The organism is Streptomyces violaceoruber, from assembly GCF_033406955.1.
GTDB lineage: Bacteria > Actinomycetota > Actinomycetes > Streptomycetales > Streptomycetaceae > Streptomyces > Streptomyces violaceoruber.
The window spans coordinates 124,733-151,050 of the sequence record NZ_CP137734.1 but is presented as its reverse complement, the minus strand read 5'-3'; the positions used below and the strand labels follow the sequence as shown (position 1 = coordinate 151,050).

At 74.2% G+C, this 26,318-nt stretch carries 15 protein-coding genes; 14 read left to right on the top strand and 1 reads right to left on the bottom strand.

Annotation, left to right across the window (positions count from 1 at the left end; genetic code table 11):
* The first annotated feature begins 75 nt into the window (after positions 1-75).
* From R2E43_RS00785 to R2E43_RS00750, 8 genes are all read left to right on the top strand, one after another.
* Positions 76-630 carry a lipoprotein gene (locus R2E43_RS00785; RefSeq protein ID WP_003971468.1) on the top strand — a complete coding sequence of 185 codons (555 nt, stop codon included), beginning with the start codon at positions 76-78 and terminating at the stop codon, positions 628-630.
* 38 nt (positions 631-668) lie between these two features.
* Positions 669-1,067 (top strand): cupredoxin domain-containing protein, encoded by a 399-nt coding sequence (locus R2E43_RS00780; RefSeq protein ID WP_332055793.1) that lies wholly within the window; start codon positions 669-671, stop codon positions 1,065-1,067.
* Positions 1,068-1,108: 41 nt separating this feature from the next.
* Entirely contained in the window at positions 1,109-1,558 is a 450-nt protein-coding gene (locus tag R2E43_RS00775) for a hypothetical protein (RefSeq protein ID WP_016328177.1), read from the top strand.
* A 154-nt stretch (positions 1,559-1,712) separates the two neighbouring features.
* Positions 1,713-1,934: a ferredoxin gene (locus tag R2E43_RS00770; RefSeq protein ID WP_003971465.1), complete on the top strand. Its 222-nt coding sequence runs from the start codon at positions 1,713-1,715 to the stop codon at positions 1,932-1,934.
* A 111-nt stretch (positions 1,935-2,045) separates the two neighbouring features.
* Positions 2,046-3,632: an ABC transporter substrate-binding protein gene (locus tag R2E43_RS00765; RefSeq protein ID WP_016328178.1), complete on the top strand. Its 1,587-nt coding sequence runs from the start codon at positions 2,046-2,048 to the stop codon at positions 3,630-3,632.
* Positions 3,629-4,579 carry an ABC transporter permease gene (locus R2E43_RS00760; RefSeq protein WP_003971463.1) on the top strand — a complete coding sequence of 317 codons (951 nt, stop codon included), beginning with the start codon at positions 3,629-3,631 and terminating at the stop codon, positions 4,577-4,579. Before R2E43_RS00765 ends, R2E43_RS00760 begins: the two co-directional genes overlap by 4 nt.
* Entirely contained in the window at positions 4,576-5,430 is an 855-nt protein-coding gene (locus R2E43_RS00755; RefSeq protein WP_011031824.1) for an ABC transporter permease subunit, read from the top strand. Before R2E43_RS00760 ends, R2E43_RS00755 begins: the two co-directional genes overlap by 4 nt.
* A complete protein-coding gene (locus R2E43_RS00750; RefSeq protein WP_011031825.1) occupies positions 5,427-7,052 on the top strand; it encodes an ABC transporter ATP-binding protein in 1,626 nt (541 codons plus the stop codon). Before R2E43_RS00755 ends, R2E43_RS00750 begins: the two co-directional genes overlap by 4 nt.
* 62 nt (positions 7,053-7,114) lie before the next feature.
* Here the strand turns inward: R2E43_RS00750 and R2E43_RS00745 are convergent, their stop codons facing one another.
* Positions 7,115-8,776: a (2,3-dihydroxybenzoyl)adenylate synthase gene (locus R2E43_RS00745; protein WP_332055792.1), complete on the bottom strand. Its 1,662-nt coding sequence runs from the start codon at positions 8,774-8,776 to the stop codon at positions 7,115-7,117.
* Between the two features lie 161 nt (positions 8,777-8,937).
* On the opposite strand from R2E43_RS00745, the gene R2E43_RS00740 reads away from it, so the two are divergent.
* From R2E43_RS00740 to R2E43_RS00715, 6 genes are read left to right on the top strand one after another with little or no spacing between them, the layout of a single operon-like run.
* The gene (locus tag R2E43_RS00740; protein WP_332057097.1) at positions 8,938-15,627 is read left to right on the top strand and encodes an amino acid adenylation domain-containing protein; all 6,690 of its coding nucleotides are present in this window, start codon (positions 8,938-8,940) and stop codon (positions 15,625-15,627) included.
* The gene (locus R2E43_RS00735; RefSeq protein ID WP_332055791.1) at positions 15,624-21,152 is read left to right on the top strand and encodes a non-ribosomal peptide synthetase; all 5,529 of its coding nucleotides are present in this window, start codon (positions 15,624-15,626) and stop codon (positions 21,150-21,152) included. Before R2E43_RS00740 ends, R2E43_RS00735 begins: the two co-directional genes overlap by 4 nt.
* Complete coding sequence (locus R2E43_RS00730) at positions 21,149-22,300, top strand: saccharopine dehydrogenase NADP-binding domain-containing protein (protein WP_332055790.1); 1,152 nt, start codon at positions 21,149-21,151, stop codon at positions 22,298-22,300. Before R2E43_RS00735 ends, R2E43_RS00730 begins: the two co-directional genes overlap by 4 nt.
* The gene (locus R2E43_RS00725) at positions 22,297-24,237 is read left to right on the top strand and encodes a Gfo/Idh/MocA family oxidoreductase (protein WP_332055789.1); all 1,941 of its coding nucleotides are present in this window, start codon (positions 22,297-22,299) and stop codon (positions 24,235-24,237) included. The genes R2E43_RS00730 and R2E43_RS00725 overlap by 4 nt, the downstream gene beginning before the upstream one ends.
* Positions 24,238-24,245: 8 nt before the next feature.
* On the top strand, positions 24,246-25,481 hold the full coding sequence (locus R2E43_RS00720; protein WP_319119857.1) for a cytochrome P450: 1,236 nt from the start codon (positions 24,246-24,248) through the stop codon (positions 25,479-25,481).
* Positions 25,478-26,311, top strand: coding sequence for a thioesterase II family protein (locus tag R2E43_RS00715; RefSeq protein ID WP_011031832.1), 834 nt, complete (start codon positions 25,478-25,480; stop codon positions 26,309-26,311). The genes R2E43_RS00720 and R2E43_RS00715 overlap by 4 nt, the downstream gene beginning before the upstream one ends.
* The last annotated feature ends 7 nt before the right edge of the window (positions 26,312-26,318 follow it).

Sequence of the window (26,318 nt, the reverse complement as noted above, 5' to 3'; positions counted from 1 at the left end):
GTGCACTGAGTCCGGTGGCCCCGAAGCGGGGCCGCGTGCTGCCCCGCGGGGCGGCCTACGGTCGAGGAGACCTTCATGAAACGCATCAGGACAGCCACCGCGCTGGCCGCGGCCCTGCTGGTCGCCGGCGCGGCGGCAGGGTGCTCGGACGACGGCGGCGCAGGCAGCGCCGGCGGTACGGAGACCCGCAACGCCGCGGACGCGCCGGACACCGACGTCGTCCCGGCCGCGACCTCGTCGAGCGCCCCCGCGGTCGACGTCAAGGACGGCACCTACGGCAAGTCGCTCGTCGACGAGAAGGGCCGGACCCTCTACCTCTTCGAGAAGGACTCGAAGGACAAGTCGAAGTGCGACGACGACTGCGCCAAGGCGTGGCCGCCGTTCACGGTCAAGGCGACCCCGACCGCGGGCAAGGGGGTGAAGAAGGACCTGCTCAAGACCATCAAGCGGGACGACGGCTCGGAGCAGGTGACGTACAACGGGCACCCGCTGTACCGGTTCGCCGACGACCAGAAGCCCGGTGACGCCAACGGGCAGGACGTCGACGCCTTCGGTGCCAAGTGGTTCGTCGTCGACCCCGACGGCGACAAGATCACCACCAAGCCCAAGACCGGCGACGGCGGCTACTGACCTCCGGCCGGACCGGCCCATCAGCGCTCGGAGACTCCATGCCGTTCCCGTTCCCCACCGGTGCCGCCCGGCTCGCCGCGGCGGCCTGCGCGCTCGCCCTGACCGCCCTCGTCGGCTGTTCCGACGGGGGAGGCGGTGGCGGCGGCGGCGCGACCGAGTCGGCCACCCGCTCGTCCGCGAGCGGCGGGACGCAGGTCACGATCAAGGACTTCACGTTCGAGCCCGCCTCCCTGACCGTCTCTCCCGGGGCGAAGGTCACCGTCGTGAACAAGGACTCGACCACGCACACCCTGACGGCGTCCAAGGGCGGTTCCTTCGACACCGGGGACATCGCCCCCAGCAAGAGCGCCACCTTCACGGCGCCGTCCACGGCGGGCGACTTCCCCTACGCGTGCACGATCCACCCGTTCATGAAAGGCACGCTCACCGTCCAGTGACCCCGGCCGGTGACCCCCGGCCGCGAGAACGGAGACCTGCCATGTCGTCACAGCCCACCGCTCCGCCCCCGCGCCGAGGCGGCGCCGGCCGGGTCGTACGGGGTGCCGTGCGAGTGCTCGCCGCGGCCGGTCTCGCCGTGGACGCGTATCTGCACGCACACCTCGCCGACCGGTACGACGCCATCGCGTCGAGTGTCGGCCAGGGCACCCTCTTCCGCCTCGAGGCGGCCCTCGCGGCACTGGCCGCCCTGCTCGTCCTCCTCTGGCGCCGCCTCCCCGGGGACCTCTTCGCCGCGTCGGTGGCGGTCGGCGGACTCGCGCTGCTGCTCGTGTACCGCTACGTGGACGTCGGCGAACTGGGTCCGATCCCGGACATGTACGAGCCGGTCTGGTACGGCGAGAAGGAAGTCACCGCGGTCGCCCAGGCGGTCGCCGCACTCGCCACGCTGTTCCTGCTGCTCGTCCGGCCCCGAGGCGGACGCGGCCGCTGAGCCCGCGGGCACGCCGCCGGAGCCCTCCCGAAGCCGTCGTCCCCGGTCGGGGAGAGCATTGGTGCGCGGCAATGGTTGAAGATGAATGTCGTTTTCTATTAACGTCTGACCATCGCGTGTCGGCCGCGCCCGCGGCCGCAGGGGAGGGGCCCTCATGACCTTGGCAGGCCAGGCGTTCGGATCCGGGAGAGTCGGCGCCGAGCGGGACCGGTGTGTCGGGGCGGGGCAGTGCGTCCTCGCCGCGCCGGGTGTCTTCGACCAGGACGAGGAGGACGGGCTCGTGCGCGTCCTCGCCGAGAGGCCCTCCGCGGCCGAGTCGGACGCCGTGCGCGCGGCCGTACGGGCCTGCCCGTCCGGAGCGCTCACTCTTCGGTAGCCCCCGCGGGCCGTCCCTCTTCCGGCCCCCCGCCTCGCCCACCGCCTCACTTCAGGCGCCGCAGGTGTCCCGCGGCGCCCGGTTCAGCTCAGCAGAACGTCAAGGAGAAGCATGTCCAGACAGATCGATCGCCGGTCCTTCCTCCGTCGCGGCGCGGCGGGCGCCGCGGCTCTCGCGGTGGGACCCGGCCTGCTGGCGGCGTGCTCCACCGACGAGCCCGGCTCCGCCGGAAACCCCGGACCGGGGTCCTCGCCCCGTTCCGGCGGCACGCTCCGCGCCGCCTTCGTCGGCGGCGGCGCCGCCGAGACCCTCGACTTCTTCAACGGCCCCTCCGCACTGGACCTCGTACGGGCCCGGGCCTGGCACGGCACGCTGGGCAACCTCGATCCCAGCGGCCCCGACGGGGTGCGGTACGGCGTGCTCAAGGGAATCGACATCGCCGACGACCTGTCGGCCTACACACTGCACGTGCGGCCCGGCGTCCGCTTCACCGACGGCTCCCGGCTGACCTCCGCCGACATCCTGCACTCACTCAGCGCGCTCGCGGCCCGGAGCAAACTGCCCGTGTACCGGCTCGCCGCCGCCAACTTCGACCTCGCGCGCGCCAAGGCCGACGGCGACCTGAAGGTCGTACTGCCCACCCTGCGGCCCATAGCCGACGGCCGCCTGATCCTCTGCCAGGGAAACTTCCTCGTCGTCAAGGACGGCACCAAGGCCTTCCGCGAGTCCATGCCCAGCTGCGGCCCCTTCCGGCTGACCGGATTCACGGCCGGTCAGGGCTCGGCGTTCGAGCGCTACGACGACCACTACGGTCACGTGCCCCACCTCGACGGCCTGGAGCTGCGGTCCATCGCGGACTCGACGGCCAGGGCGGGGGCGCTCACCGGCGGCGCGGTCGACTTCGCCCACGACCTCTCGCCCGTCACCGCGCGCACCCTCGCGGACGACGCGAAGGTCGAACTGGCCCCCACGAAGAGCCCCTACCTGGTCGGTCTCTCCTTCCAGCTGAACATGAGCGCCGAGCCCTTCGACGACCCGCGGGTCAGGGAGGCGTTCAAACTCGCGGTCGACCGCGAGGCCATGGTGAAGACCGTGTTCTACGGCAACGCCGAGATCGGCAACGACCTGCCCTCCCTCGGCTTCCCCGACTACGCCGACGGCATCCCCCAGCGCGCCCACGACCCCGGGCGCGCCCGCGCCCTCCTCGAGGAGGCCGGTGCGGACGGGGTGAAGGTCCAGCTGACCACCGGCCCCGAGACGCCGGGCATGGTGGAGATGGCCACCCTCTTCGTCGAGGACCTGAAGAAGATCGGCGTGCGGGCGTCCGTCCGTGAGCTGCCCCCGGGCCAGCTCTACGCCGACTTCCCCGCGTACTCGGCACTGCCGCTGGCCGGCTCGTACCAGATGCCCGTTCCCGCGCTGTCGACCTACCAGATGAACACGGCGGGCGGATCGCCGTCCGCGTTCGGCTGGAAGAAGTCCGAGACCGATGCCCTGGTGGCCCAGGCGCGCGCCGAGCGCGACCCGGAGCGGGCGAGGGAACTGGGCACACGGGCCCAGCGCACGCGTTGGGACGAGGGCAACCAGGTGGTGCCGGTCTTCAAGCCGAACCTGAACGCCCAGGCCAAGGGGGTCGACGGGATACCCGACGACCTCTTCGAACAGTTCCCCGGCTTCTCCCGGGCGTCGCTGGCGTGAACCTGCTCGCCTTCGCGGCCCGTCGCCTCGCGGGGGCCGTCGTCCTGCTCGTCCTGCTGTCGGCCGCGGTCTTCGCGGCCACGGCGGTCCTTCCCGGGGACGCCGTCAGCGCGGTCGCCGGCGTGGACGCCTCCGAGACGCAACGCGCCGAGGTCCGGGCCGAACTCGGGCTGGACCGGCCCGCCGTCCAGCGGTACGCCGACTGGGCGGCGGGCGCGGTCCGGGGGGATCTGGGCCGGGGCTTCGTGGGGGAGCGGCCGGTCGCCGACGTGCTCGCCACCCGCCTGCCCAACAGCCTGCTCCTCGCCGGACTGACACTCGCGGTCACCGCGCCGCTCGCCACGCTGCTCGGCCTGTGGACGGGGCTGCGCGGCGGCGTCGCCGACCGGGTCGTCTCGACGTCCGCCCAGATCCTGGCGGCCGTACCGGAGTTCGTCGTCGCCGCACTGCTCGTCGCGGTACTGGCGGTGTGGCTGGAGGTGCTGCCGCGGGTCTCCGTCATCCCCCTGGGAGGCACCCCGCTCGACGTCCCGGACGCGCTGGTGCTGCCCGTACTGACGCTCAGCGCGGTCGGCCTGGCGGTGGCCACCAGGCTGCTGCGGGCCTCCGTCGCGGACACCGCGGCCAGGCCGTACTGCGAAGCCGCACGGCTCAACGGCGTGCGCGGCGTGCGACTGGCGGTACGCCACATCCTGCCCAACGCGGCGGGACCGGCCGTGCAGGCGCTCACCCTCACCACGGGGGCCCTGGTCGGCTCCGCGGTGGTGGTGGAGAACGTCTTCGACTACCCGGGCATCGGCCGGGAGCTGCAACTGGCCGTCGCGGCACGGGACGTACCGATGGTGCAGGGCATCGCCACCGCCCTGGTCGCGGTGATGCTCGCGGTGCTGCTCCTGGGCGACGTCTGCGCGCGTCTGCTGGGAGCGCGGGAGGGGCACGGCCGATGACGACGGTACTGACACCACCGCGGCGGCGGGCACGCACGGCCCGCACCGCAGGACGCCGGCGACCGCCGCTGCTCACCGGGGCCCTCACGCTGCTCGTCCTCCTCCTCGCCCTCCTGGGGCCGCTGGTCGCGCCGCACAGCCCCACCGCGCAGCTCGCCGCACCCTTCCAACAGCCGGACGGGCGCTTCCTCCTCGGCACCGACGTGCTGGGCAGGGACGTGGCGAGCCGGGTGCTCGGCGGCGGCCGGACCATCGTGCTCACCGCGCTGGCGGGAACGGCAGGGGCCGGCGCCGTCGGCATGACCGCCGGCGTCCTGGCCGCCATGGTCTCCCGCCGGCTGGGCGACCTGACGGTCCGCTGCGTGGACGCCCTCGCCGTGCTCCCCGCCCTCCTGGTCGTCCTCGTGCTGGCCGCCGGTTTCCCCGGCAGCGACGCCGCCCTCGTGACAGCCGTCGCCCTGGCCACCGCCCCCTTCTCCACCCGGGTGCTGCGAGCCGCGGCGGACACCGTGCTGCACAGCGGGTACGTCGAGGCTGCCCTGGCCCGGGGCGACACCCGCAGGGCCGTGCTGCGCCACGACGTGCTGCCCAACATCGCCGGACCGGCCCTCATGGACACCGCGCTGCGCCTGGTCGCCTCCCTGCACCTCACCGCCACCGCGGGCTTTCTCGGCCTGGGACGGGGCGGAGCAGCGCCCGACTGGGGACGCATGGTGAGCGAGAACGTCCCCGGGGCGACACTGGCCGCCGCGCCCTTCCTCGCGCCCGCCCTGCTGCTCGTACTGCTCTCCGTCTGCGTCGGTCTGCTCGCCGGACGACTGGCGGACACGGTGGGGAAGGGAGCCGCATGACCGGGAACGCGACCGCCCGCCCGGTGGGGGCGGACCCGCTGGCCGAGATCAGCGGGCTGTCCCTGGGACCCGTGCAGGGCGGACCGCCCGTCCTGCACGACGCGCGCCTCACGGTGCCGCGCGGACAGGTGCTGGGGGTGGTCGGCAGGTCCGGATCGGGCAAGAGCAGCCTGGCGTACAGCCTGCTCGGGCATGTCCGCCCCGGCCTGGAGGTGCGCTCGGGAACCGTCCGCGTGGCCGGCCTCGACCCGTTCGACCGCGCGGACGCCCGCCGACTGCGGGGCCGCGTGGTGTCGTTCCTGGGGCAGGACCCCGCCTCCGCGCTCAACCCCGCACTCCGGATCGGCACGCAGATCGGCGAAGCGGTCCGACTGCGCTCGCCCGCCAGGCGAGCGCACGAGGTCCGTGCACAGGTCGAGGAACTGCTGCTGTCCGTGCGGCTGCCGGCCGACCGGGCCTTCCGGCGGCGGCTGCCGAGTCAGGTGTCGGGAGGGCAGGCGCAACGGGTCGCCCTCGCCCTTGCCCTGGCCGGTACGCCCGCCCTGCTGGTCCTCGACGAGCCCACCAGCGGTCTGGACACGGTCCTGGCGGACCGGATGCGCGGTCTGCTGGCCGAGGTCCTGTCCGGCGGGGACCGCGCCGCGTTGCTGGTCAGCCACGACCCGGCGTGGGTCGCGTCCGTGGCGCACGAAGTCGTCCGCCTGGAAGGAGGCCGGATCACCGGTGCCGGAACGCCCGACGCGCCGGTGCCCGCCCCGCGGTCGTCCGCCGGCTTCCCGGCCGGCGGCGGCCCCGGCCCGGGCCGCGCGCCGGGTGCCGGCTCCCGTGAAGCGCCGCGTACCGAGTCCCGTGAAGCGCCGGGTGCCGGCTCCGGCGGTGCGCTGTCCGTGCGCGGGCTGCACGCGGCCCACGGGCGTGTGTCCGTGCTGCACGGCGTCTCCCTCACCGTCCCGGCAGGTTCCTGCACCGCCGTCGTGGGCCCCTCGGGTTCCGGCAAGACCACCCTCGCCCGGTGCCTCGCGGGGCTGCACCGGCCCGCGCGGGGGACCGTCGAGTGGCGGGAGGACGGTGCCGAGGGAGGCCACGGCGCCCCCGTGCAGCTCGTCGCGCAGGATGCGCGCGGCGCCCTCAACCCGCGGGAGTCCGTACGCGCCGCGCTCATGCGGCCCCTCGGGCGGCGCCATTCCGCCGCCGACGCCGCCCGCGAAGCCGCACGGCTGCTCGACCTGGTCTCGCTGGACGCCGACCTGCTGGCCCGCCGGCCGGGGGAGCTGTCGGGAGGCCAGCGCCAACGCGTCGCGCTGGCCCGCACCTTGGCCGCGCAGCCACGTGTCCTGGTGTGCGACGAGATCACCTCCGCGCTGGACCGGGAGACGGCGAGCGGGATCCTGGCCCTGCTGGGCTCGCTGCGCCGGACGCTGGGAGTGACGGTGGTGATGGTGACGCACGACCTGACGGCCGCCGCCCACCACGCGGAGCGGGCCGTCGTCCTGGACGCGGGCCGGGTTGCCGAGGCCGGGCCCGTGGACCGGGTGCTCACCGCCCCCGAGCACCCCGTCACCAGGGCACTGCTCACCCATGCCGACGGCGTTGTCCTCGCCGTACCGGATCAGCGGCGGTGAGCGGCGTCTTACGACAGGCGGGAGGAGCACCCCGGTCACCGGGGGCTCCTCCGCGCCGGGTCTCACGGCCGGGGCAACTGCCGTGCCAGTGCCGCCTTGTCGACCTTCCCGACCGCGGTGAGCGGAAGCCGGGGGACCCGCACCACCTCGTCCGGAGCCTTGTACCCGGCCAGCCCGCGCTCCTTCAGATGGGCGGCGACCGCCCGGACGCCGGGAGCCGCGCCCGTACACACGACGAAGGCGACCGACCGCTCGCCCCACCGCTCGTCCGGCACTCCGACCAGCGCCGCCGCCGTGATCGCGGGATGCGTCAGCAGCTGCTCCTCCACCTCCACCGCGGCGACCTTCTCGCCGCCGCGGTTGATCTGGTCCTTGAGCCGCCCCACCACCACGAGGTGACCGGACGGCAGACGCCGCACCACGTCTCCGGAGCGGTAGTAGCCGTCCGGCGTGAACGCGGTGCGGTTGTGCTCCTCGGCGCGGTAGTAGCCACGCAACGTGTACGGACCGCGGGTGAGCAGCTCACCCTCCGTACCGTCCGGCACGGGCCTGCCGTCGGCGTCCACCACGAGCACCTCGTCGTCCGGCGAGACCGGCCGGCCCTGGGTGGCGCAGACCAGGTCCTCGGGGTCGTCGAGGCGGGTGAGGTTGATCAGGCCCTCCGCCATGCCGAAGACCTGTTGCACGGTCACCCCGAGCGCCGGTCCGAGCTTGCGGGCGTGGTCCTCGGGCAGCCGCGCCCCGCCGACCTGCACCACCGAGAGGCTGCCGAGGTCCCAGGAGCCGGACGCGGCCTCGTCCGTCCAGTGGGGGACGAGCGGGGGCGTCAGCGAGGTCAGGGTCACGCCCTCCCGCTCGACGAGGGCGAACGCCGTCTGCGGGCTGGGGTCGGGCGCGACGACGACGGTTCCCCCGGCCATCAGGGTGCCCAGCACACCGGGGCAGGCGAAGGCGAAGTTGAACCCGAGGGGCAGCACCGCGAGGTACACGGTGCGTGCGTCGAGTGCGCAGACCTCCGCGCAGGCACGCGCGTTGTAGGCGTAGTCGTCGTGGGTGCGCGGGATGAGCTTGGGAAGACCCGTGGTGCCGCCGGACAGCAGCAGGAGGGCGACATCGGAGGCGTCCGCGGCGTCCTCGCCGGATGCGACACCGGATGCGGGGCCGGATCCGGGGGCCGACGCGGACGATGTGTCCGTCCGCAGCGCCTCGAAGGGGACGAAGCCCTCGCCGGTCCCGGGCTCGCCGACCACCACGACGTGCCGCAGCGAGCCGCCCGGCCCCTGCTCCGCCCGTACCTCGCGCATCAGTTCGCGGTGGTCGAACCGGGCGTGCCGGTCCGGCACCACGCAGGCCACGGCGCCCGCCACGCGCACCAGGTGACCGATCTCCAGGCGCCGGTGACCCGGCATGGCGTGCACCGGAACGGCACCGACGCGCTGCAGTGCGAACCACACCAGCACGAACTCCGCGCAGTTGGGGAGCTGGACCACCACGCGGTCACCCCGCCCGATCCCGAGCTCTCGCAGCCCGCGGGCGACACGGTCCGCCTCGGCGTCCAGCTCCGCGTAGGTCCACCGCCGGTCGCCGTCGACCAGGGCGACGTGCCCTGCACGGACCGCCGCACTCTCCCGCAGCAGGGCGGCGAAGGTCACCCCCTGCCAGTGCCCGGCGGCACGGTAGTGCGCCGATTCGGCTTCGGACCAGGTCCGTTGAGTCTCGCTCACGGGCTACGCCTCTCATTCATTTCCCGGGCCCCCGGCTCTGGCGCCGAGTCCCGTCGTGTGATTACGATGTGAACTATAGAAATGATAATCATTTCTATCTAGCACCGTCCGACCGGAAGGCAGCACCAGTGAGCGATGAAGCAGTCGTCGAGGCGCGGACAGTGGAAGGAGACGCCGGCAACCGCGACCGCCACACCCCCGCCGCGGTACGGGAAGCCGTGGCAGGCGCGCTGGAGATCGCACCGGAGGAGCTGGACGACGACCGCGACCTCTTCGAACTCGGCCTCGACTCACTGGCGTTGATGTCCCTGGTCGGTACCTGGCGGCGCGAGGGCAGCACGGTCACCTTCCAGGACCTCACGAGCAGGCCGACCCTGCGGGACTGGACGGCCCTGCTCGCGCGGGCCGCGAACGACGACACGGCCACCACCGTTCCGCCCGGGCCACCCGCGCCGGTGACCGGTGCGGATCCGGACACGGACTCCTTCCCGCTGGCCACGATGCAGCACGCCTACTGGATCGGACGCCAGGACGGACAGCCCCTCGGCGGCGTCGCCGCGCACTTCTACGTCGAACTCGACGGCCACGGCGTCGACCCGGCCCGGCTGGACACCGCCCTGCGGTCGCTCGTGCTGCGGCACGGCATGCTCAGGGCCGTCTTCGACGAGGACGGCCGTCAGCGCTTCGGGGCCGCCGGAGCGCCGCTCGCCGTCCACGACCTGCGGGAACTCGCCCCCGTCGAGGCCGAGTCCGAGCTGGAGCGCCTGCGCGAGCGCAACACCCACACCCGCCCGGACATCGGCGCCGGTGACGTCTTCCGCACGGCCCTGTGCCTGCTCCCCGACGGCAGGACCCGCCTCCAGATCAACCTGGACATGATGGCCGGAGACGCGCTGAGCCTGCGGGTCCTCCTGTCCGACCTGCGCCGCTTCTACGAGTGCCCGGACGAACCGCCGCGCGAACTCGGGCTCGACTACCGGCGCTACCTCGCGGAGCACGACGCCCGACGACGGACCGAGCGAGAGCGGGACGCCGCCTGGTGGCGCGAGCGGCTGCCGGATCTGCCGCGGGCTCCGCGACTGCCGACGACCGTCGACCCGCTGACCCCGGTCACCGCGGACGACGGCACGCTGACCCACTCCCGCCGCCTGCACCACTGGCTCGGCCCCGCCGACAAGGCCGCCCTCCTCGGCGCCGCCCGTCGGCACGCCGTCACCCCCGCCGCCGCCCTGGCCACCGCCTTCGCCGAGGTGATCGCCGCCTGGAGCGACAGCCGGCGCTTCCTCCTCAACCTGCCGCTCTTCGACCGGGAGATGTTCGCACCCGAAGTCGCCGGACTCGTCGGCGACTTCAGCAGCTCGGTCCTGCTCGACGCGGACCTGAGCGCGCCCCTTCCCTTCTCCCGGCAGGCCCGCGGCCTCCAGGAGCGGTTGCAGGCCGGAATCTCCCACGGGGCGTACGGCGGTGTCGAGGTGCTGCGCGACCTCGCCCGCGCCGAGGGAGCACCGGTACTGGCCCCCGTCGTGTACACGAGCGCCATCGGACTGGGGGAGATCTTCGAGCAGGACGTCCAGAAGTCCTTCGGCCACCCCTCCTGGATCATCTCGCAGGGCCCGCAGGTGTATCTGGACGCCCAGGTCACCGAACTCGACGGCGGTCTCCTCCTCAACTGGGACGTGCGGGACGGCATGTTCGAGGCCGACGTGCCCGACGCCGCGTTCGACGCCTACCGCCGCCTCGTCACCCGCCTGGTGACCGACCCCGACGCCTGGGACCGGCCCGTGGACGGCCTGCTCGCCCCCGGTGTCCTGCCCCGGCGCGCGGCGGCGGCCCTGCCCGCCGCGCCCGTCGCGGACCGCGCCCTGCACACCCGCTTCTTCCGGCTGGCCGAGACCGAGCCGGGCCGCACCGCGGTGGTCCGCACGACCGGCGACACCCTCACCTACGGCGAACTCGCCCACGCCGCACGGCGGATCGCCGCGCTGCTGCACGACCACGGCGTGCGGGAGGGCGACACCGTCGCCGTCACCCTGCCCAAGGGCGACCGGCAGATCACCGCGATCCTCGGCATCCTGGCCGCGGGCGCGGCCTACGCCCCTGTCGGCGTGGAACAGCCCGCCGTGCGCCGGCAGCGCATCCACGCCGTGGCCGGCGCCTCCGCCGTACTCACCGACCGGGACCACGCCCACCTGTGCGAGGCCGCATCCCAGGCCCCGGTGGTGCTCGTGGACGACGCCGCGGGACTCCGGCCCGCACCGGTCGTCCGGCCCGACCCCGGCCTGGCCGCCTACGTGCTGTTCACATCCGGCTCGACGGGGCGGCCCAAGGCCGTCGAGGTGTCGCACCGGGCGGTCGTCAACACCGTCGAGGCGATGGAGGCACAGCTGGGGCTCGGCCCGGCGGACCGCACACTCGCCATCTCCGCGCTGGACTTCGACCTCGCCACCTGGGACGTCTTCACCCCGCTGTCCCTCGGCGGTCAGGTGGTGGCCGTAGGACAGGAACACCGCCGCGACGCCCACCACTGGGCGCGGCTGGTGCGCACGCACGGGGTGACGCTGGTCCAGTGCGTGCCCGCCCTGCTGGACCTGCTGATGGCCGCGGGGGAGGACGAGGGACTCGGGGACTCGCTGCGCATGGTGCTGCTCGGCGGCGACTGGATCGGGCTCGACCAGCCCCGCAGACTCCGCGCGCTCGTCCCCGGCTGCCGTTTCGTGGCGCTCGGCGGCATGACCGAGGCCGCCGTGCACTCCACGGTGTTCGAGGTGGAGGAGACCGACCCCGCCTGGAAGTCCGTCCCCTACGGCGTTCCGCTGCGCAACATGCGGGCCCGTGTCGTGGACGGACGCGGACGCGACTGCCCCGATCTCGTCCCGGGCGAGCTGTGGATCGGCGGCCCCGGCGTGGCCAACGGCTACCGCGGGGACCCCGGACGCACGGCGGAACGCTTCGTCGACCACGACGGCGAACGCTGGTACCGCAGCGGCGACCTGGCCCGCTACCGGCCCGACGGCGTGCTGGAGTTCCTCGGCCGCGCCGACCACCAGGTGAAGATCGGCGGCCACCGCATCGAACTGGGGGAGGTCGAATCCGCGCTGGAGGACGACCCCGCCGTCCTGCACGCGGTCGCGACCGTCCTCGACACCCCCGTACGCCACCTCGCCGCGGCCGTGTCCGCCCCCGCCGGGGCACCGGCCCCGGACGAGATCCGCCTGCGGGCGGCGGAACGCCTCCCCGCCCACATGGTCCCCGAGCGCGTCCTCGTCCTGCGCGACCTGCCGCTGACCGCCAACGGCAAGCTCGACCGGACGGCCGTCCGGCAGGCGCTGACCGAGACCGCCGGCCGGCCCGGACCCGCCACGTCGGCGCCGGCCGGCCCGGTGGAGACCGCCGTCGCGGCCGAATGGGCCGACCTGCTCGGTGTGGCCGAAGTGGGACGCGAGAGCGGCTTCTTCCTGCTGGGCGGCGACTCACTCGTCGCGACGCGCCTGATCGGCCGGCTGCGCGCCGCGGGCTTCCCGGGCGCCCGCGTGGCCGACCTCTTCGCCCGCCCCGTACTCCGGCACTTCTGCGAGACGCTGCGCCCCGCCACGACCACCGCCGAGGAGCCTGCCGCGGGCGCTCCTCCCGTCCTCGTGCCCGATCCGGACCACGCGCACGAGCCGTTCCCGCTGACCGACGTCCAGGCCGCCTACCACACCGGCCGCGACCCCCGGTTCACCCTCGGCGGCGTGGGCACCTGGCACTACACGGAGTTCGACGGCACCGACGTCGACCTGGACCGGCTGGAGCGCGCCTGGAACACCCTGGTGCGACGGCACGGCATGCTCCGCGCCGTCGTCGAGGACCGACACCAGCGTGTCCTGCCCGACGTACCTCCGGTGCGCATACCCGTGCACGACGCCCGAGCCGGTGGCGCGGCCGAGGCCCTGGCCGGCCTGCGCGCCCGCCTGTCCCAGCAGGTCCGCGACCCCGCCCGCTGGCCGCTGTTCGCCATCGAGGCGGTGCGCCACCGCGCGGACGAAGACACCGGCGAGAAGGGCGCCGAGACGCGGACCCGGATCGGCATCGGCCTGGACTACCTCGTACTCGACGCGCTGTCCATCACCACGCTCTACGCCGAACTGAACGCGCTCTACGCCGACCCGGAACACCAACTTCCCCCCGTCGGCGTGTCGTTCCGCGACTACCTGACCCGCCTCCCGGCCGACCCCGAGTCGACCGCGCGGGCCCGCGCCCACTGGCAGGCCCGCCTGCCGGAACTGCCACCGCCGCCCGCCCTCCCCTTCGACCGGGACCCGGCGACGCTCGACGCCCCCGTCTTCACCCGGCGCCGGCTGAGCCTGCCGGCCGGGGACTGGCAGGCCGTCAAGCGGGACGCCGCCCGGCACGGCCTGACCCCGTCCACCGTCCTGCTCGCCCTGTACGCGGAGGTCCTGGCGGCCTGGAGCGGGGCCGACGCCGTGACCGTCACGCTCACCCTCTTCAACCGGCGCGACGTCCACCCCCACATCCACCGGGTACTGGGCGACTTCACCTCCCTGTCCCTCGCCGGCTACCGGCGCGAGGGCGCCGACTGGCCCGCGGCGGCCGCCGAGCTGCAACGCCGCCAGGCCGAGGACCTCGACCACGCCGACGTGCCGATCGACTGGCTGCTGCGGGAGTTCGGCCGGCGCACGGGCACGGTGGACGCCGCCGCACCCGTGGTGTTCACCAGCGCCATCGGAGTCGGTGACGCGACGCTGGCCGGACCGGGCACCGGACTCCCCCCGAAGGTCTGGGGCATCTCCCAGTCGCCGCAGGTCTGCCTGGACAACCAGGTCACCGAGGAATCCGGGAACCTCGTCGTCACCTGGGACGCCGTCGAGGAACCGTTCGCCGAGGGTGTGCTGGACGCGATGTTCTCCGCGTACGAACGGCTGCTGCGGCACCTCGTGGACGGTGACTGGCAGGCACCCCTCCCCGACCTGGTGCCCGCCGCCCAGTACGAACGGCGGGAGGCCGCGGCACGGGAGGCCGCCCTGGAACCGGTGACACCGCGCCCGCTGCACCGGACGTTCTTCACCCACGCGGCGGCCACCCCCGACCGCACCGCCCTCGTCACGACGGCGGGCGAGGAGACGACCTACGGAACCCTCGCCGCACAGGCGCTGCGCACCGCCGCCGCGCTCGCCGCCGCCGGGGTGCGGCCCGGCGACCTCGTCGCGGTCACCCTGCCCAAGGGCCCGGAACAGGTCGCGGCGGTCCTCGGCACGCTCGCGGCCGGCGCCGCCTACGTCCCCCTGAGCCTCCAACAGCCCGCCGCACGGCTGGAGCGGGTGCGCGCCACGGCCGGTTTCGACGTCGTCCTGGGCGGCTGGCCCGCCACGGACGGCGCCGGCCCCCGCACCCTGTCCCCGGCCGACACGCAGGGCGCCGAGCCGCTGTCCACGCCGGTCGGAACGGCTCCCGACGCGCTCGCCTACGTGATCTTCACGTCGGGCTCCACCGGCGAGCCCAAGGGCGTCGAGATCACCCACGCCGCCGCCTGGAACACGATCGCGGACATCAACGCCCGCCACGGCATCCGTGGCGACGACCGCGTCTTCGCAGTGTCGGCACTGGACTTCGACCTGTCCGTGTACGACGTCTTCGGCCTGCTCGCCGCGGGCGGCTCCCTCCTGCTGCCCACCGAGGACCAACGCCGTGAACCGGCCCGCTGGCCGGACCTGATGGACCGGTACGGCGTGACCGTCTGGAACACCGTCCCCGCCCTGCTCGACCTGCTGCTCGACGCCGACGGACAGGAGGGACGGGAGGGCCGCCGGATCGCGGGGCTGCGAACCGCCCTGGTCTCCGGCGACTGGATCGGCCTGGACCTGCCCGCCCGGCTGCGCGCCCGAACCGGGCGGTCCTGCGCCTTCGTCGCCATGGGCGGAGCCACGGAAGCCGCCATCTGGTCCAACACCCTCACCGTCACCGAACCCGACCCCCGGTGGGTGTCCATCCCCTACGGCCGCCCCCTGACCGCCCAGCACTACCGCGTGGTCGACCGGGACGGCCGCGACTGCCCCGACTGGACGCCCGGCGAGCTGTGGATCGGCGGCGCGGGACTGGCCCGCGGCTACCTGGCCGACCCGGCCCGCACCGCCGAGAAGTTCGTCGAACGGGACGGGCGGCGCTGGTACCGGACAGGAGACCTGGGCCGGTTCCGGGACGACGGACTGCTGGAGTTCCTCGGCCGGCTCGACAGCCAGCTGAAGATCGCCGGCCACCGCATCGAGGCCGGCGAGGTCGAGGCCGCGCTGGAGGCCCACCCGGCCGTCGCGCGCGCCGCCGCCCTGGCCGTGGGGGAGCGCACCGCCAGACGCCTGGTGGCGTTCGTCGTACCGCACGAACCACCGCCCGCCGAGGAAGCCGAGCCGGTCGAGAACCCCGGACTCACCGAGGACCTCCTCGGCCTGCTGGCCGAGCGGGTACCGGTCTACGCCGTCCCGTCCCGCATCCTGTCCCTGCCCGCACTGCCCCTCACCGCGAACGGCAAGGTCGACCGGGCCGCCCTGACCGGCCTCGCGGGACCCGAGGCGGTCTCCACCGTCGCCGAGCCGCCACGGGGCGAGACCGAGACGGCCCTCGCCGCCCTCTGGCACGCATGCCTGCCGCACGGGTCGCCGGACCGCAACGCCAACTTCTTCACCGCCGGCGGCGACAGCCTCACCGCGCTGCGCCTGCTCACGGCGATCGAGCGCCGCTTCGGGGCCGCCGTCCCCGCCCGCCGCTTCTTCGCCGCACCGACCATCGCCGCGCTCGCCGCGGACATCACCCGAACGCTCGCGGCCCACGGGACCGCCTACGAGACCGGAGAGCTGTGAACATCGCTGAACTGCTGGCCCGATACGCGGACGAAGGCGTGGTGCTGTGGGCCGAGGACGGACAACTGCGGTTCCGGGCCCCGCAGGGCCGGCTCACCGACACGCACCGAGCCGAACTGCGCACGCACAAGGAAGCCGTCCTGCGCCATCTGGAAGCGGCGGAACCGGCGCTGCGGGCCGACCCCGACCACCGCCACGAACCCTTCCCCCTGACGGACATCCAGGCCGCCTACCTCATCGGCCGCACCGACGCCTACGCCTACGGGGGCGTCGGCTGCCACGCCTACGTGGAGCTGGCATATCCCGACCTCGACGTCGACCGAGTCACCTCCGTGTGGCGGCAACTGGTCCAGCGGCACGACATGCTCCGGGCCGTCATCCACCAGGACGGCCACCAGCGGGTCCTGCCCGAGGTGCCCGCGCTGTCCGTCGGGACCGACGACCTGACCGCCCTGCCGGCCGCCACCGCCGAGGCACGGATGCGGCACACCCGGGCGCGGCTGTCCGCCCGCGAGGCGCCCACCGACCAGTGGCCCCTCTTCGACGTACACGTGACCCGGACCGACCGGCGGGCCGTACTGCACCTCTCCTTCGACATGCTCGTCGTCGACCACGCCAGCCTGCGGATCCTGCTCGCCGAGTTCCGGCGGAGCTACGGCGGCACCGCCCTCACCGACGCGCCGCGGATCACTTTCCGCGACTACGTCCTGGCCCGCCGCGCCCTTGCCGACACCGACGGCCACGCCCGCGACCGCGCCTACTGGACCGAACGGCTCGACACCCTGCCGCCCGCCCCCGAACTGCCCCTCGCCGAAGCCTGGCAGGCCGCGGTGGACGACCCGGCGGAAGCGGGCCGCGTCCCGGCGCCCGGCGGCGACGCGGTGGCGTTCCGCCGGCTGGAGGTGCTGCTGCCCGCGCCCGACCGGGACCGGCTCACCGCACGTGCCGCGCGGCGCGGGCTGACCCCGTCGACGGCCCTGCTCACCGCTTACGCCGAGACGGTCGGCGCCTGGTCGCGCTCCAGCCGGTTCACCCTCAACGTGCCCACCGTCGACCGGCCCGCCCTGCACGAGGACATCGACCGCCTCGTCGGCGACTTCACCTCGCTCGAACTCCTCGCCGTCGACCTCGACACCCCGGCCACCTTCGCCGAACGGACCGGGGCGGTGGGCGAACAGCTCCTCGATGACCTGGCCCACCCGCTGTTCACCGGCTCGGAGGTGCTCGCCGAACTCTCCCGCAGGGCCGGCGCTCCGGTCCTCATGCCGGTCGTCTTCACCAGCGCACTGGGCGCGGGTGCCACCTCCGAGGGCGTGCCCCCCGAGGTGGAGTACGCCGTGACCCGGACACCGCAGGTGTGGCTCGACTGCCAGGTCATGCACCGCGGCGACACCCTCAGCCTGTCCTGGGACATCCGGGAGGGCGCGCTCGCCCACGGGACGGCCGACGCCATGTTCGAGGCGTACACGGCACTCGTGCGTTCGCTGTCGGCCGAGGGCGAGGCAGGCGAGAAGGCCTGGGACGCACCCGTCCGCATCCCGCTGCCCGCGGCACAGGCGGCACGCCGGGCCGCGGTCAACGCGACCGAGGGCCCCCTCCCGGACGCCCTGCTCCACGAACCCGTACTCGCCCGGGCACGGACCACACCGGACGCGATCGCGGTCCGCACCCCCGAACTGGCCCTCTCCTACCGGCAGCTCGTCACCCGCGCCACAGGACTCGCCCAGCACCTGACGGCCTCCGGACTGCGCCCCGGGGAACCGGTGGCCATCTGGATGGACAAGGGCTGGGAACAGGTCGTCGCCGTCTTCGGCACCCTCATGGCGGGCGGCGCCTACCTGCCCGTCGACACGGCCCAGCCGGCGGCCCGCCGGGACACGATCATCGGGGACGCGGGCGTCCGCACCGTCCTCACCCAGTCCTGGCTCGCCGAACTCGAGGACCTCCCCTCGACGGTGTCGCCGGTCGCCGTGGACCTCGTCGGGGAGGCCACCGCGGACCTCCCGCCCGCCGCCCGCCGGGACCCGGACGACCTCGCCTACGTCATCTACACCTCGGGCTCCACCGGCACGCCCAAGGGCGTGATGATCAGCCACCGGGCCGCCCTCAACACCGTCGAGGACATCAACCGCCGCTTCGCCGTCGACGAGCGCGACCGCGTCCTCGGCATCGCCGGACTCGGCTTCGACCTGTCCGTCTACGACCTCTTCGGACCGCTCGCCGTGGGCGCCACCCTCGTCCTGCCCCGGTCCGACCGGCGCGGCGACCCCTCCCACTGGGCCGAACTCGTCCGCGACTTCGGCGTCACGGTGTGGAACTCCGTACCGGGCCAGCTCCACATGCTGTGCGACTGGCTCCGCTCCGAGCCCCCCACCGACGACGGCTCCCTGCGCCTGGCGCTGATATCGGGCGACTGGATACCGGTCGCACTGCCCGACCAGGCCCGTGAACTCCTGCCCGGACTGGAGATCGTCTCCCTCGGCGGAGCCACCGAGGGCTCCATCTGGTCCATCGCCCACCCGATCGGCGAGGTCGACACCGCCCGCCCCAGCATCCCGTACGGCAAGCCCCTGACCAACCAGACGTTCGCCGTGCTCGACCGGCACCTGCGGCCGCGGCCCGAGTGGGTGCCGGGCGAGCTGTACATCGGCGGTGCCGGTGTCGCCCTGGGCTACCTCGGCGACGGCGAGCGCACGGCACAACGGTTCCTCACCGACTTGGCCACCGGAGAGCGGCTCTACCGCACGGGCGACCTCGGCCGCTACCTGCCCGACGGGACCATCGAGTTCCTGGGCCGGGAGGACGCCCAGATCAAGATCCGCGGATACCGGGTCGAACTCGCCGAGGTGGAGGCCGCCGTACAGACCCACCCCGCGGTCGCCGCGGGCGCGGTCGTCGTGGACGACTCGGCGGCGGGCGGGCGGCGCCTGGCCGCGTTCGTCGAGACGGCACGCAAGGACGCCGGGCCCGCCGTGACGAGCCGCGCACAGGCGCGCACGGCAGCCGCCGAAGCGGTACGCGAAGCGGGCGCGGCCGTCGGCGCCGCGCGGCTCACCGACTTCCTCGCCGCCCTCGACGACGTTGCCGTCGCCGAGATGACCCGGGTCCTCGCCGCCTCCGGAGTGTTCGACTCGGCCGCGGCACGCACCGCGGAGGAGGTGGGCACGGCACTGCGCGCCACACCGCGCCACCGGCACATCGTGCGCCGCTGGCTGCGCGCCCTCGCCGCCCGGGACCGGCTCACCCACCGGGACGCCGACGCGACCTACACCGGCCTGCGCCCCGTCTCCGCGCCCGAGGCCGAACGCCGGTGGCGGCGGGCCGCCGACCTGGAGCACGAGATCGGGTGGAGCACCGAACTGCTCACCGTCATGCGCACCTGCGCCGAGCGGCTGCCCGAGCTGGTCTGTGGGGACGTCGGCATCCGGGACCTGCTCTTCCCGGGCGCGGCGACGGAGGCCGCGGACGCCGCCTACCGGGACAACCTCGCCATCCGGCACCTCAACCGCGCCGTGGTCGCCGCGCTGCGCGAGATCGCCGCGGGCCACACCGGCGAGGAGCGGCTGCGGGTGCTGGAGGTCGGCGGCGGCGTCGGCGGTACCACCGGCGAACTGGTGCCCGTCCTCGCCGAGTACGGCGTCGACTACCTGTTCACCGATCCCTCGGCGTTCTTCCTGAACGAGGCCCGCGAGCGCTTCGCCGACCACGCCTGGGTCCGCTACCAGCGCTTCGACGTCGACGAGGACCCGCGCGCCCAGCACCTGCTGCCCAACACCTTCGACGTCGTGGTCTGCGCCAACACGCTGCACGCGGCAGCCGACGCGGACGCCGCCGTGGGCAGGCTGCGGGAACTGCTCGTACCGGGCGGACAGCTCGTGTTCGTCGAGAACACCCGCGACGAGAACCTCCCGCTGCTGGTCTCCATGGAGTTCCTGGAGGTCGCCGGCCGGACCTGGACCGACGTGCGCGAGCACACCGGGCAGTCCTTCCTCACCCACACCCAGTGGCGTGCCCTCCTCGACGGGCACGAGGCGTCCGGGGTCACCTCGCTGCCCGACGCCGGGGACGCCCTGGCCGGCACCGGACAGGAGGTGTTCATCGCCACGATGAAGGACGACCGGCACCACGTGCCGGTGGGGGAACTGGCCCGAACGGCGGCCACCCGGCTCCCGGAGTACATGCTCCCCGCGGTGTGGCAGGTGGTCGACGCGCTGCCCCGCACCGCGAACGGCAAGACCGACCGCGCGCGCCTGCGGTCCTGGCTGCCCCGGGAGAGCGCACCGGTCGTCGTGGACGAGCAGCCGAAGGACGAGCTGGAGCACAGCCTGGCCGACCTGTGGGCGGAACTCCTCGCGGTCGAAGGCGTCACCCGCAACGACGACTTCTTCGACCTGGGCGGCGACTCGCTCCTGGTGGCCCGGATGGTGGGCCGGCTGCGGGAACGCGTACCGCAGGCGGCGGACCTGGAGTGGGAGGTCGTCCTGCGCCACATGCTGCGCCGCCCCACGGTCGCGGGTCTCGCCGCGTTCCTGCGCGCTCTGGCCGGTCCCGAGGACGCGCCCGCGGCCGGTGCCGTACGCACGGACCCGGTGATCCACCTGCACGGCTCCCGCTCCGAGGACGAGCCGACGACCGTGCTGGTGCACGCCGGAACCGCCACGATCATGCCGTACCGGGCGCTGATCACCGAGATCAGGCGCCGCTCCCCGGGCCTCGCCGAGGTCGTCGGTGTGGAGGTCCCGGACCTGAGCGGATTCCTCGCCGCACCCCCGGACGGACTCATCGAGCGGATGGCGGCCGACTACGCGCGGGCGCTGACGGCGGACGGCCGCCGCCGCTTCCACGTCGTCGGCTACTGCCTGGGCGGCCTGATCGCCACCGAAGTGGCCCGCAACCTGGCCGAGTCGGGCGCGGAGGTGGAGAGCCTCACCGTCATCAGCAGCCACAGCCCCCGCTTCCGCCTGGACGACGAACTCCTCGCCGAGTACTCCTTCGCCGTCATGATGGGCATCGACCCGGCCGACCTCGGGTTCCCGGACGACCAGTACCGGGTGGCCGCCGCGGCCGACGCCGTCCTGGCCGCCAGTCCCGGCGTCCTGCCGGACGGCGGACTCGCCGCACTGGGCGAGGAGTTTGAGGACGTCGCGAGCCGCTTCCGGCGACTCGCCGACGTCCCCCGCGCCACCCGTATCGCCCGGATGTGCGAGGCGGTTCCCGCGTCGGCCGGCACCTACGAACCCGACCACATGACACGGCTCTTCCTCGCCTTCCGCCAGAGCGTCTTCGCCATCACCCGCTACCGGGCGGAGCCCTACGCGGGTGACATCACCTTCCTGCGCCACGACGGCGCCTACCCCTTCCCCGGCAGCAAGGACGCCGTCACCGCCTACTGGGAGGAACTGACCCTGGGAGACCTGGACATCGTCGACATCGGCGGAGACCACTACAGCTGCCTGTCCGTCGAACACGCGCCCGGGATCCTCAAGACCCTCGGCGAGCTGACCCAGGGGGCGATCACCCGATGACCAAGCCCGTGATCGGAGTCCTGGGCGCCTCCGGGGCGGTGGGTCGCGCCGCCGTACGCGAGTTGCGCGCGCTCGGCCACACCGGGCTCCGCCTGGGCGGCCGGACCGTCTCCACCCTGCGCGCGGTCGCCGAGGAGGGACCCGCGGGCCACGACGAGACCGTGTGGGCGGACGCCGACGCACCGGACGGCCTGCGTGCCTTCACCGAGGGCTGCGACATCGTCCTCAACTGCGTCGGACCCACCTACCGGCTGCGTGCCACGGTGGCCTCCGCCGCACTCGCCGCCGCGGCGCACTGCGTCGACGTGGCCGGGGACGACCCGGCCGCCGAAGACCTCCTGGCGGCCGGTGATCCGGCCCGCGACGGCCGCACGGTCGTCCTGTCCGCCGGCGCCCTGCCCGGCCTGTCCAGCCTCCTGCCCCGCTGGCTGGCCGGGCAGGGCCTGGACGGCACCTCCGCGCTGACCGCGCACTGCGGCGGTCTGGAGACCTGCTCGCCGACGGTGGCGCGCGACCTCATGCTCTCCCTCACCTCCGGAGGCGCGGACGGCGCGGCCTACGGCGAGGCACTCGCCGCCGTCCGCGGCGGCCGGCGCGTCCCGCGCGCCCTGCGCACGGCCGAGGACACCGAACACCGGTCCTTCCCGGGCCGGGTGGCCCTCCAGCCCTACCTCAGCCAGGAGAGCGAACGCCTCGCCACCGTCCTCGGCCTCGACCGGCTCGACTGGTACAACGTCCACCCCGGCCCCGCCGTACGGGCGCTGCTCAACCAGCTGCCGGGCCGCCTCGCCGCCGGGGACGACCCGGCGGAGCTGGCCGGCCGGCTGATCCTCGCCGCCGACCTGGACCTGGCCGGACGCAAGCCCTGGTACGTCATGGACTTCGAGCTGTCGGGCACCGCGTCCGGGCGGCCGGCCACCGCGGGGCTGACCCTGCGCGCGGCCAGCAGCTACCGGCTCACCGCGGCCGTGGGCGCGCTCGCGGTGGACGCGGTGCTGCGGGCCGGAGTACCGGCGGGCGTGCACTTCGCCTGCGACGTACTCGACCCCGAGGCCGTGGTGCGGCACCTGCGCGAGGGGAACGTCGCCGACCTCCGGCCCACCGGAGCGGCGGTCGGCGCCGACCGGGTGGAAGAGGGCGTGCTGTGAACACATCGACGCCCTTCAGGGTGCTGGTCTGCGGCACCAACTTCGGCCGCTTCTACGCCGAGGCGGTCCACCGGCGCCCCGGATACGCGCCGGCCGGCATCCTGAGCCGGGGCTCGGCCGCCTCGCGGGCCTGCGCGGAGCGACTCGGCGTCCCCCACTACACGGACGTCGCCGACCTCCCGGCCGGCATCGACGCCGCGTGCGTGGCGGTGAGCTCCGCCATCTCGGGCGGGCAGGGCACCGAGCTGGCCCGGGCGCTCATGGACCGGGGCATCCACGTCCTCCAGGAACACCCCGTCCACCTCACCGAGTTGACCGACAACCTCACCCACGCACGCCGCCGGGGAGTGCAGTACCGCCTCAACACCCACTATCCGCACGTCGCCCCGGTCCGCGACTTCGTCGAGGCCGCCCGCCGGCTCGTCGCACAACAGCGACCGCTCTTCGTGGACGCCGCCACCCCGGTCCACCTGATGCACCCCCTGGTGGACATCCTCGGGCGGGCGATGGGCACCCTGCGGCCCTGGCGCTTCGCGGACCCGGCGCCGCTGCCCGCCGACATCGGTCCGCAGCCCGTCCGCTCCCTGCACGGCATGCTGGCGGGCGTACCCCTCACCCTGCGCGTGCACCACCAGCTCGACCCGTCCGACCGGGACAACCACGCCCTGCACTGGCACCGGATCTCGATCGGCACGGAAGGCGGAGTCCTCACCCTGGCCGACACCCACGGCCCCGTGCTGTGGAGTCCCCGGCTGCACGTCGGACGTGACACCGACCGGCGCTTCGTCCTCGACGGACCCGGCACCGGCCACCTGGGCCTGGGCACCACGGCCGTCGTGGGGACCACGGGCACCTTCCGCACCGTCTTCACCGACCTGTGGCCGGAAGCGGTCGGCCACGCTCTCGACGGGCTCCGCGCAGCCGTCGAGCAGGGCGGCGACGCCCTGCGCGCGGGGCAGTACGACCTGGCCGTGTGCCGCATCTGGACCGACCTCGCCGCACGGCTCGGGCCACCCGACATCGTCCGTCCGGCCACCCCGCGGCCCCTCGCGGTCAGCGACGTCTTCCCCGCCCCGCGGCAGACTCGCGCCGACGTGCACCGTACGGCCACGGACGGGGCCGACACGCACCGCACCCGCGTCCCTTCGAGTGCCTCGCCCTACACCCCGTCGGCCGAGTTCTTCGACCTCGTCGCCGCCGAGCACACCGCGACCGCGAGCGCACCCGCCGTCGCCGCGCTCCTGGCCGACGCCGACCTGAGCGGCGGCCCGGTGGTCGACATCGGCGCCGGCACCGGTCTGGTGACCGAGGCCGTAGCCCGTGCCCGGCCGGACGCCGAGATCCTTGCCTGCGAACCGGCGGTCGGCATGCGCGCGGTGCTCACCAGCCGGGTCTTCAGCGACCCGGACCTGCGCTCCCGCGTCACCGTCACCGCGGACGCAGCGCCCGGCCTGGAGCTCCCGGACCGGGTGAGCGCCGTCCTGCTGTGCGGTGTCCTCGGCCACCTCGACGCCGACGGACGGGCCAGGCTCTGGCGACGGCTGAACCGGCGGCTGGCACCCGGTGGACTGGTGGTCGTCGAACTCATGCAGTTCGAGGAGCCGCTGACCCTCCCCGAGACCAGGCTCGCCACGGCGACCGCCGGGCGGCATCGCTACGAGTGGTCGTTCGGCGGAGCGCCGGACGAGACCGAGGACGGCGTGATGCGCCTGCACTCCACCTGGCGCGTCTACCGCGACGACGCCACCGAGGCGGAGCGCGAGGTGCACGACTCCTACCGGTGGGCGCCCTTCGGGCTGAAGGACGTGGTCGCCGAGTCCGGGATGACCGCCCGCGCCCTGCCCACCCGCCCCGGAGCGCCCCCGCTGGCCGTACTCACCCGGGCACCGGACGCCCCGAACACCCCTGCCCCCGTTTCCACCTCCACGCACGGCTGAGGACCACGATGACACCCCCCGAATCCCCGACGGCCTCCCACACCCCCGGCGCCACCCCGCCCCGCGACTTCCCGATCCAGCGCGGCTGCCCCTTCGCCGCGCCCGCGGAGTACGCCGCGCTGCGCACCGACGACCCGGTCGCCCGCGTCACCCTGCCGACCCGGCGGGAAGCCTGGGTGGTGACCCGCTACGACGACGTACGGGAACTGCTCTCCGACCCGCGCGTGAGCGCCGACATCCGCCGCCCGGGCTTCCCCGCCCTCGGAGAGGGCGAGCAGGAGGCCGGGGCCAGGTTCCGTCCCTTCATCCGCACCGACGCCCCCGAGCACACCCGCTACCGGCGCATGCTCCTGCCGGCGTTCACCGTGCGCCGGGTCCGCGCGATGCGGCCCGCCGTACAGGCACGGGTGGACGAGATCCTGGACGGCATGCTGGCCGCCGGCGGCCCGGTGGACCTCGTGAGCGCGTACGCCAACGCCGTCTCCACGTCGGTGATCTGCGAACTGCTCGGCATCCCGCGGCACGACCTGGAGTTCTTCCGGGACGTCACCCGGATCTCCGGCTCCCGCAACAGCACAGCCGAGCAGGTCTCCGAGGCCCTCGGCGGCCTGTTCGGCCTGCTCGGCGGGCTGGTCGCCGAGCGCCGGGAGGAACCCCGCGACGACCTGATCTCGAAGCTCGTCACCGACCACCTGGTCCCCGGCAACGTGACGACGGAGCAGCTGCTGTCCACCCTCGGCATCACCATCAACGCCGGCCGCGAGACCACCACCAGCATGATCGCCCTGAGTACCCTGCTCCTCCTGGACCGTCCGGAGCTGCCGGCGGAACTGCGCAAGGCCCCCGACCTGATGCCCGCGGCCGTCGACGAACTCCTGCGCGTGCTGTCCGTCGCCGACTCGATTCCGCTGCGCGTCGCCGCCGAGGACATCGAGCTGTCCGGCCGCACCGTCCCCGCCGACGACGGCGTCATCGCGCTCCTGGCCGGTGCCAACCACGACCCCGAGCAGTTCGACGACCCCGAGCGGGTCGACTTCCACCGCACGGACAACCACCACGTGGCCTTCGGCTACGGAGTGCACCAGTGCGTCGGCCAGCACCTGGCGCGGCTGGAGCTGGAGGTCGCCCTGGAGACACTCCTCCGCCGCGTCCCCACGCTGCGCCTCGCGGGGGAGCGGGACCAGGTCGTCGTCAAGCACGACTCGGCCACCTTCGGCCTCGAAGAACTGATGGTGACCTGGTGACCGCCGCCTTCCCCGCGCGTTCCTCCGCCCGCGCCGGGCGTGCCGACAGCCCCTGGATCAGACGGTGGAACGAGGCTTCCGCCTCCCGGCTCACGCTGATCTGCCTGCCGCACGCCGGCGGCAGTGCGGGCTTCTACCGGCCCTGGGCGGCACTCATGCCCCCGGAGGTCGAACTCGTCGCCATCCAGTACCCGGGCCGCGAGGACCGCTTCGACGACCCGGAGAGCGCCGGCATGGGCGAGCTGGTGACCGCGGTGGCGGACGCCGTGCTGCCGCTGCTCGACCGGCCCTACGCCCTCTTCGGACACAGCATGGGCTCCGCCGTCGCCTGGGAACTGGCCCACGAACTGGACCGCCGCCGGGCCCCCGGCCCGCGCCGGCTCTTCGCCTCGGGCCGGGCCGCCCCCGGCACGGCGGTGACCGGGCATCTGCACCGCCAGGACGACGACGTGCTGTGCGCGGAACTGGCCCGGCTCGGCGGCACGAGCCGTGAGGTCCTCGACGACCCGGGGCTGCGCTCCCTCGTCCTCACCGCCGTCCGCCACGACTACCGGATCATCGAGACCCACCGGCCCGAGGCGCGGCCGCCGCTGTCCTGCCCGATCCACGTGCTGACCGGCGACGCGGACCCGGAACTCGGCGAGCGGCGCAGCCGCGCGGGGGCCGGCGGCTGGGCGGACCTCACCACCGCCCGCACCGAGGTCCGGGTCTTCCCCGGCGACCACTTCTACCTCACCCCGCGACGCCGCGAGGTGGTCGCCACCGTGCTGCGCAGGATGGACCCCTCGCTGACCACGGACGCGCGGCGCACCTGGCCGAGCACCCCGTGAGGAGACT

Coding starts and splice junctions, on each gene's coding strand:
- R2E43_RS00785 (WP_003971468.1), top strand. CDS start 76: ATGAAACGCATCAGGACAGCCACCGCGCTGGCCGCGGCCCTGCTGGTC.
- R2E43_RS00780 (WP_332055793.1), top strand. CDS start 669: ATGCCGTTCCCGTTCCCCACCGGTGCCGCCCGGCTCGCCGCGGCGGCC.
- R2E43_RS00775 (WP_016328177.1), top strand. CDS start 1,109: ATGTCGTCACAGCCCACCGCTCCGCCCCCGCGCCGAGGCGGCGCCGGC.
- R2E43_RS00770 (WP_003971465.1), top strand. CDS start 1,713: ATGACCTTGGCAGGCCAGGCGTTCGGATCCGGGAGAGTCGGCGCCGAG.
- R2E43_RS00765 (WP_016328178.1), top strand. CDS start 2,046: ATGTCCAGACAGATCGATCGCCGGTCCTTCCTCCGTCGCGGCGCGGCG.
- R2E43_RS00755 (WP_011031824.1), top strand. CDS start 4,576: ATGACGACGGTACTGACACCACCGCGGCGGCGGGCACGCACGGCCCGC.
- R2E43_RS00750 (WP_011031825.1), top strand. CDS start 5,427: ATGACCGGGAACGCGACCGCCCGCCCGGTGGGGGCGGACCCGCTGGCC.
- R2E43_RS00730 (WP_332055790.1), top strand. CDS start 21,149: ATGACCAAGCCCGTGATCGGAGTCCTGGGCGCCTCCGGGGCGGTGGGT.
- R2E43_RS00720 (WP_319119857.1), top strand. CDS start 24,246: ATGACACCCCCCGAATCCCCGACGGCCTCCCACACCCCCGGCGCCACC.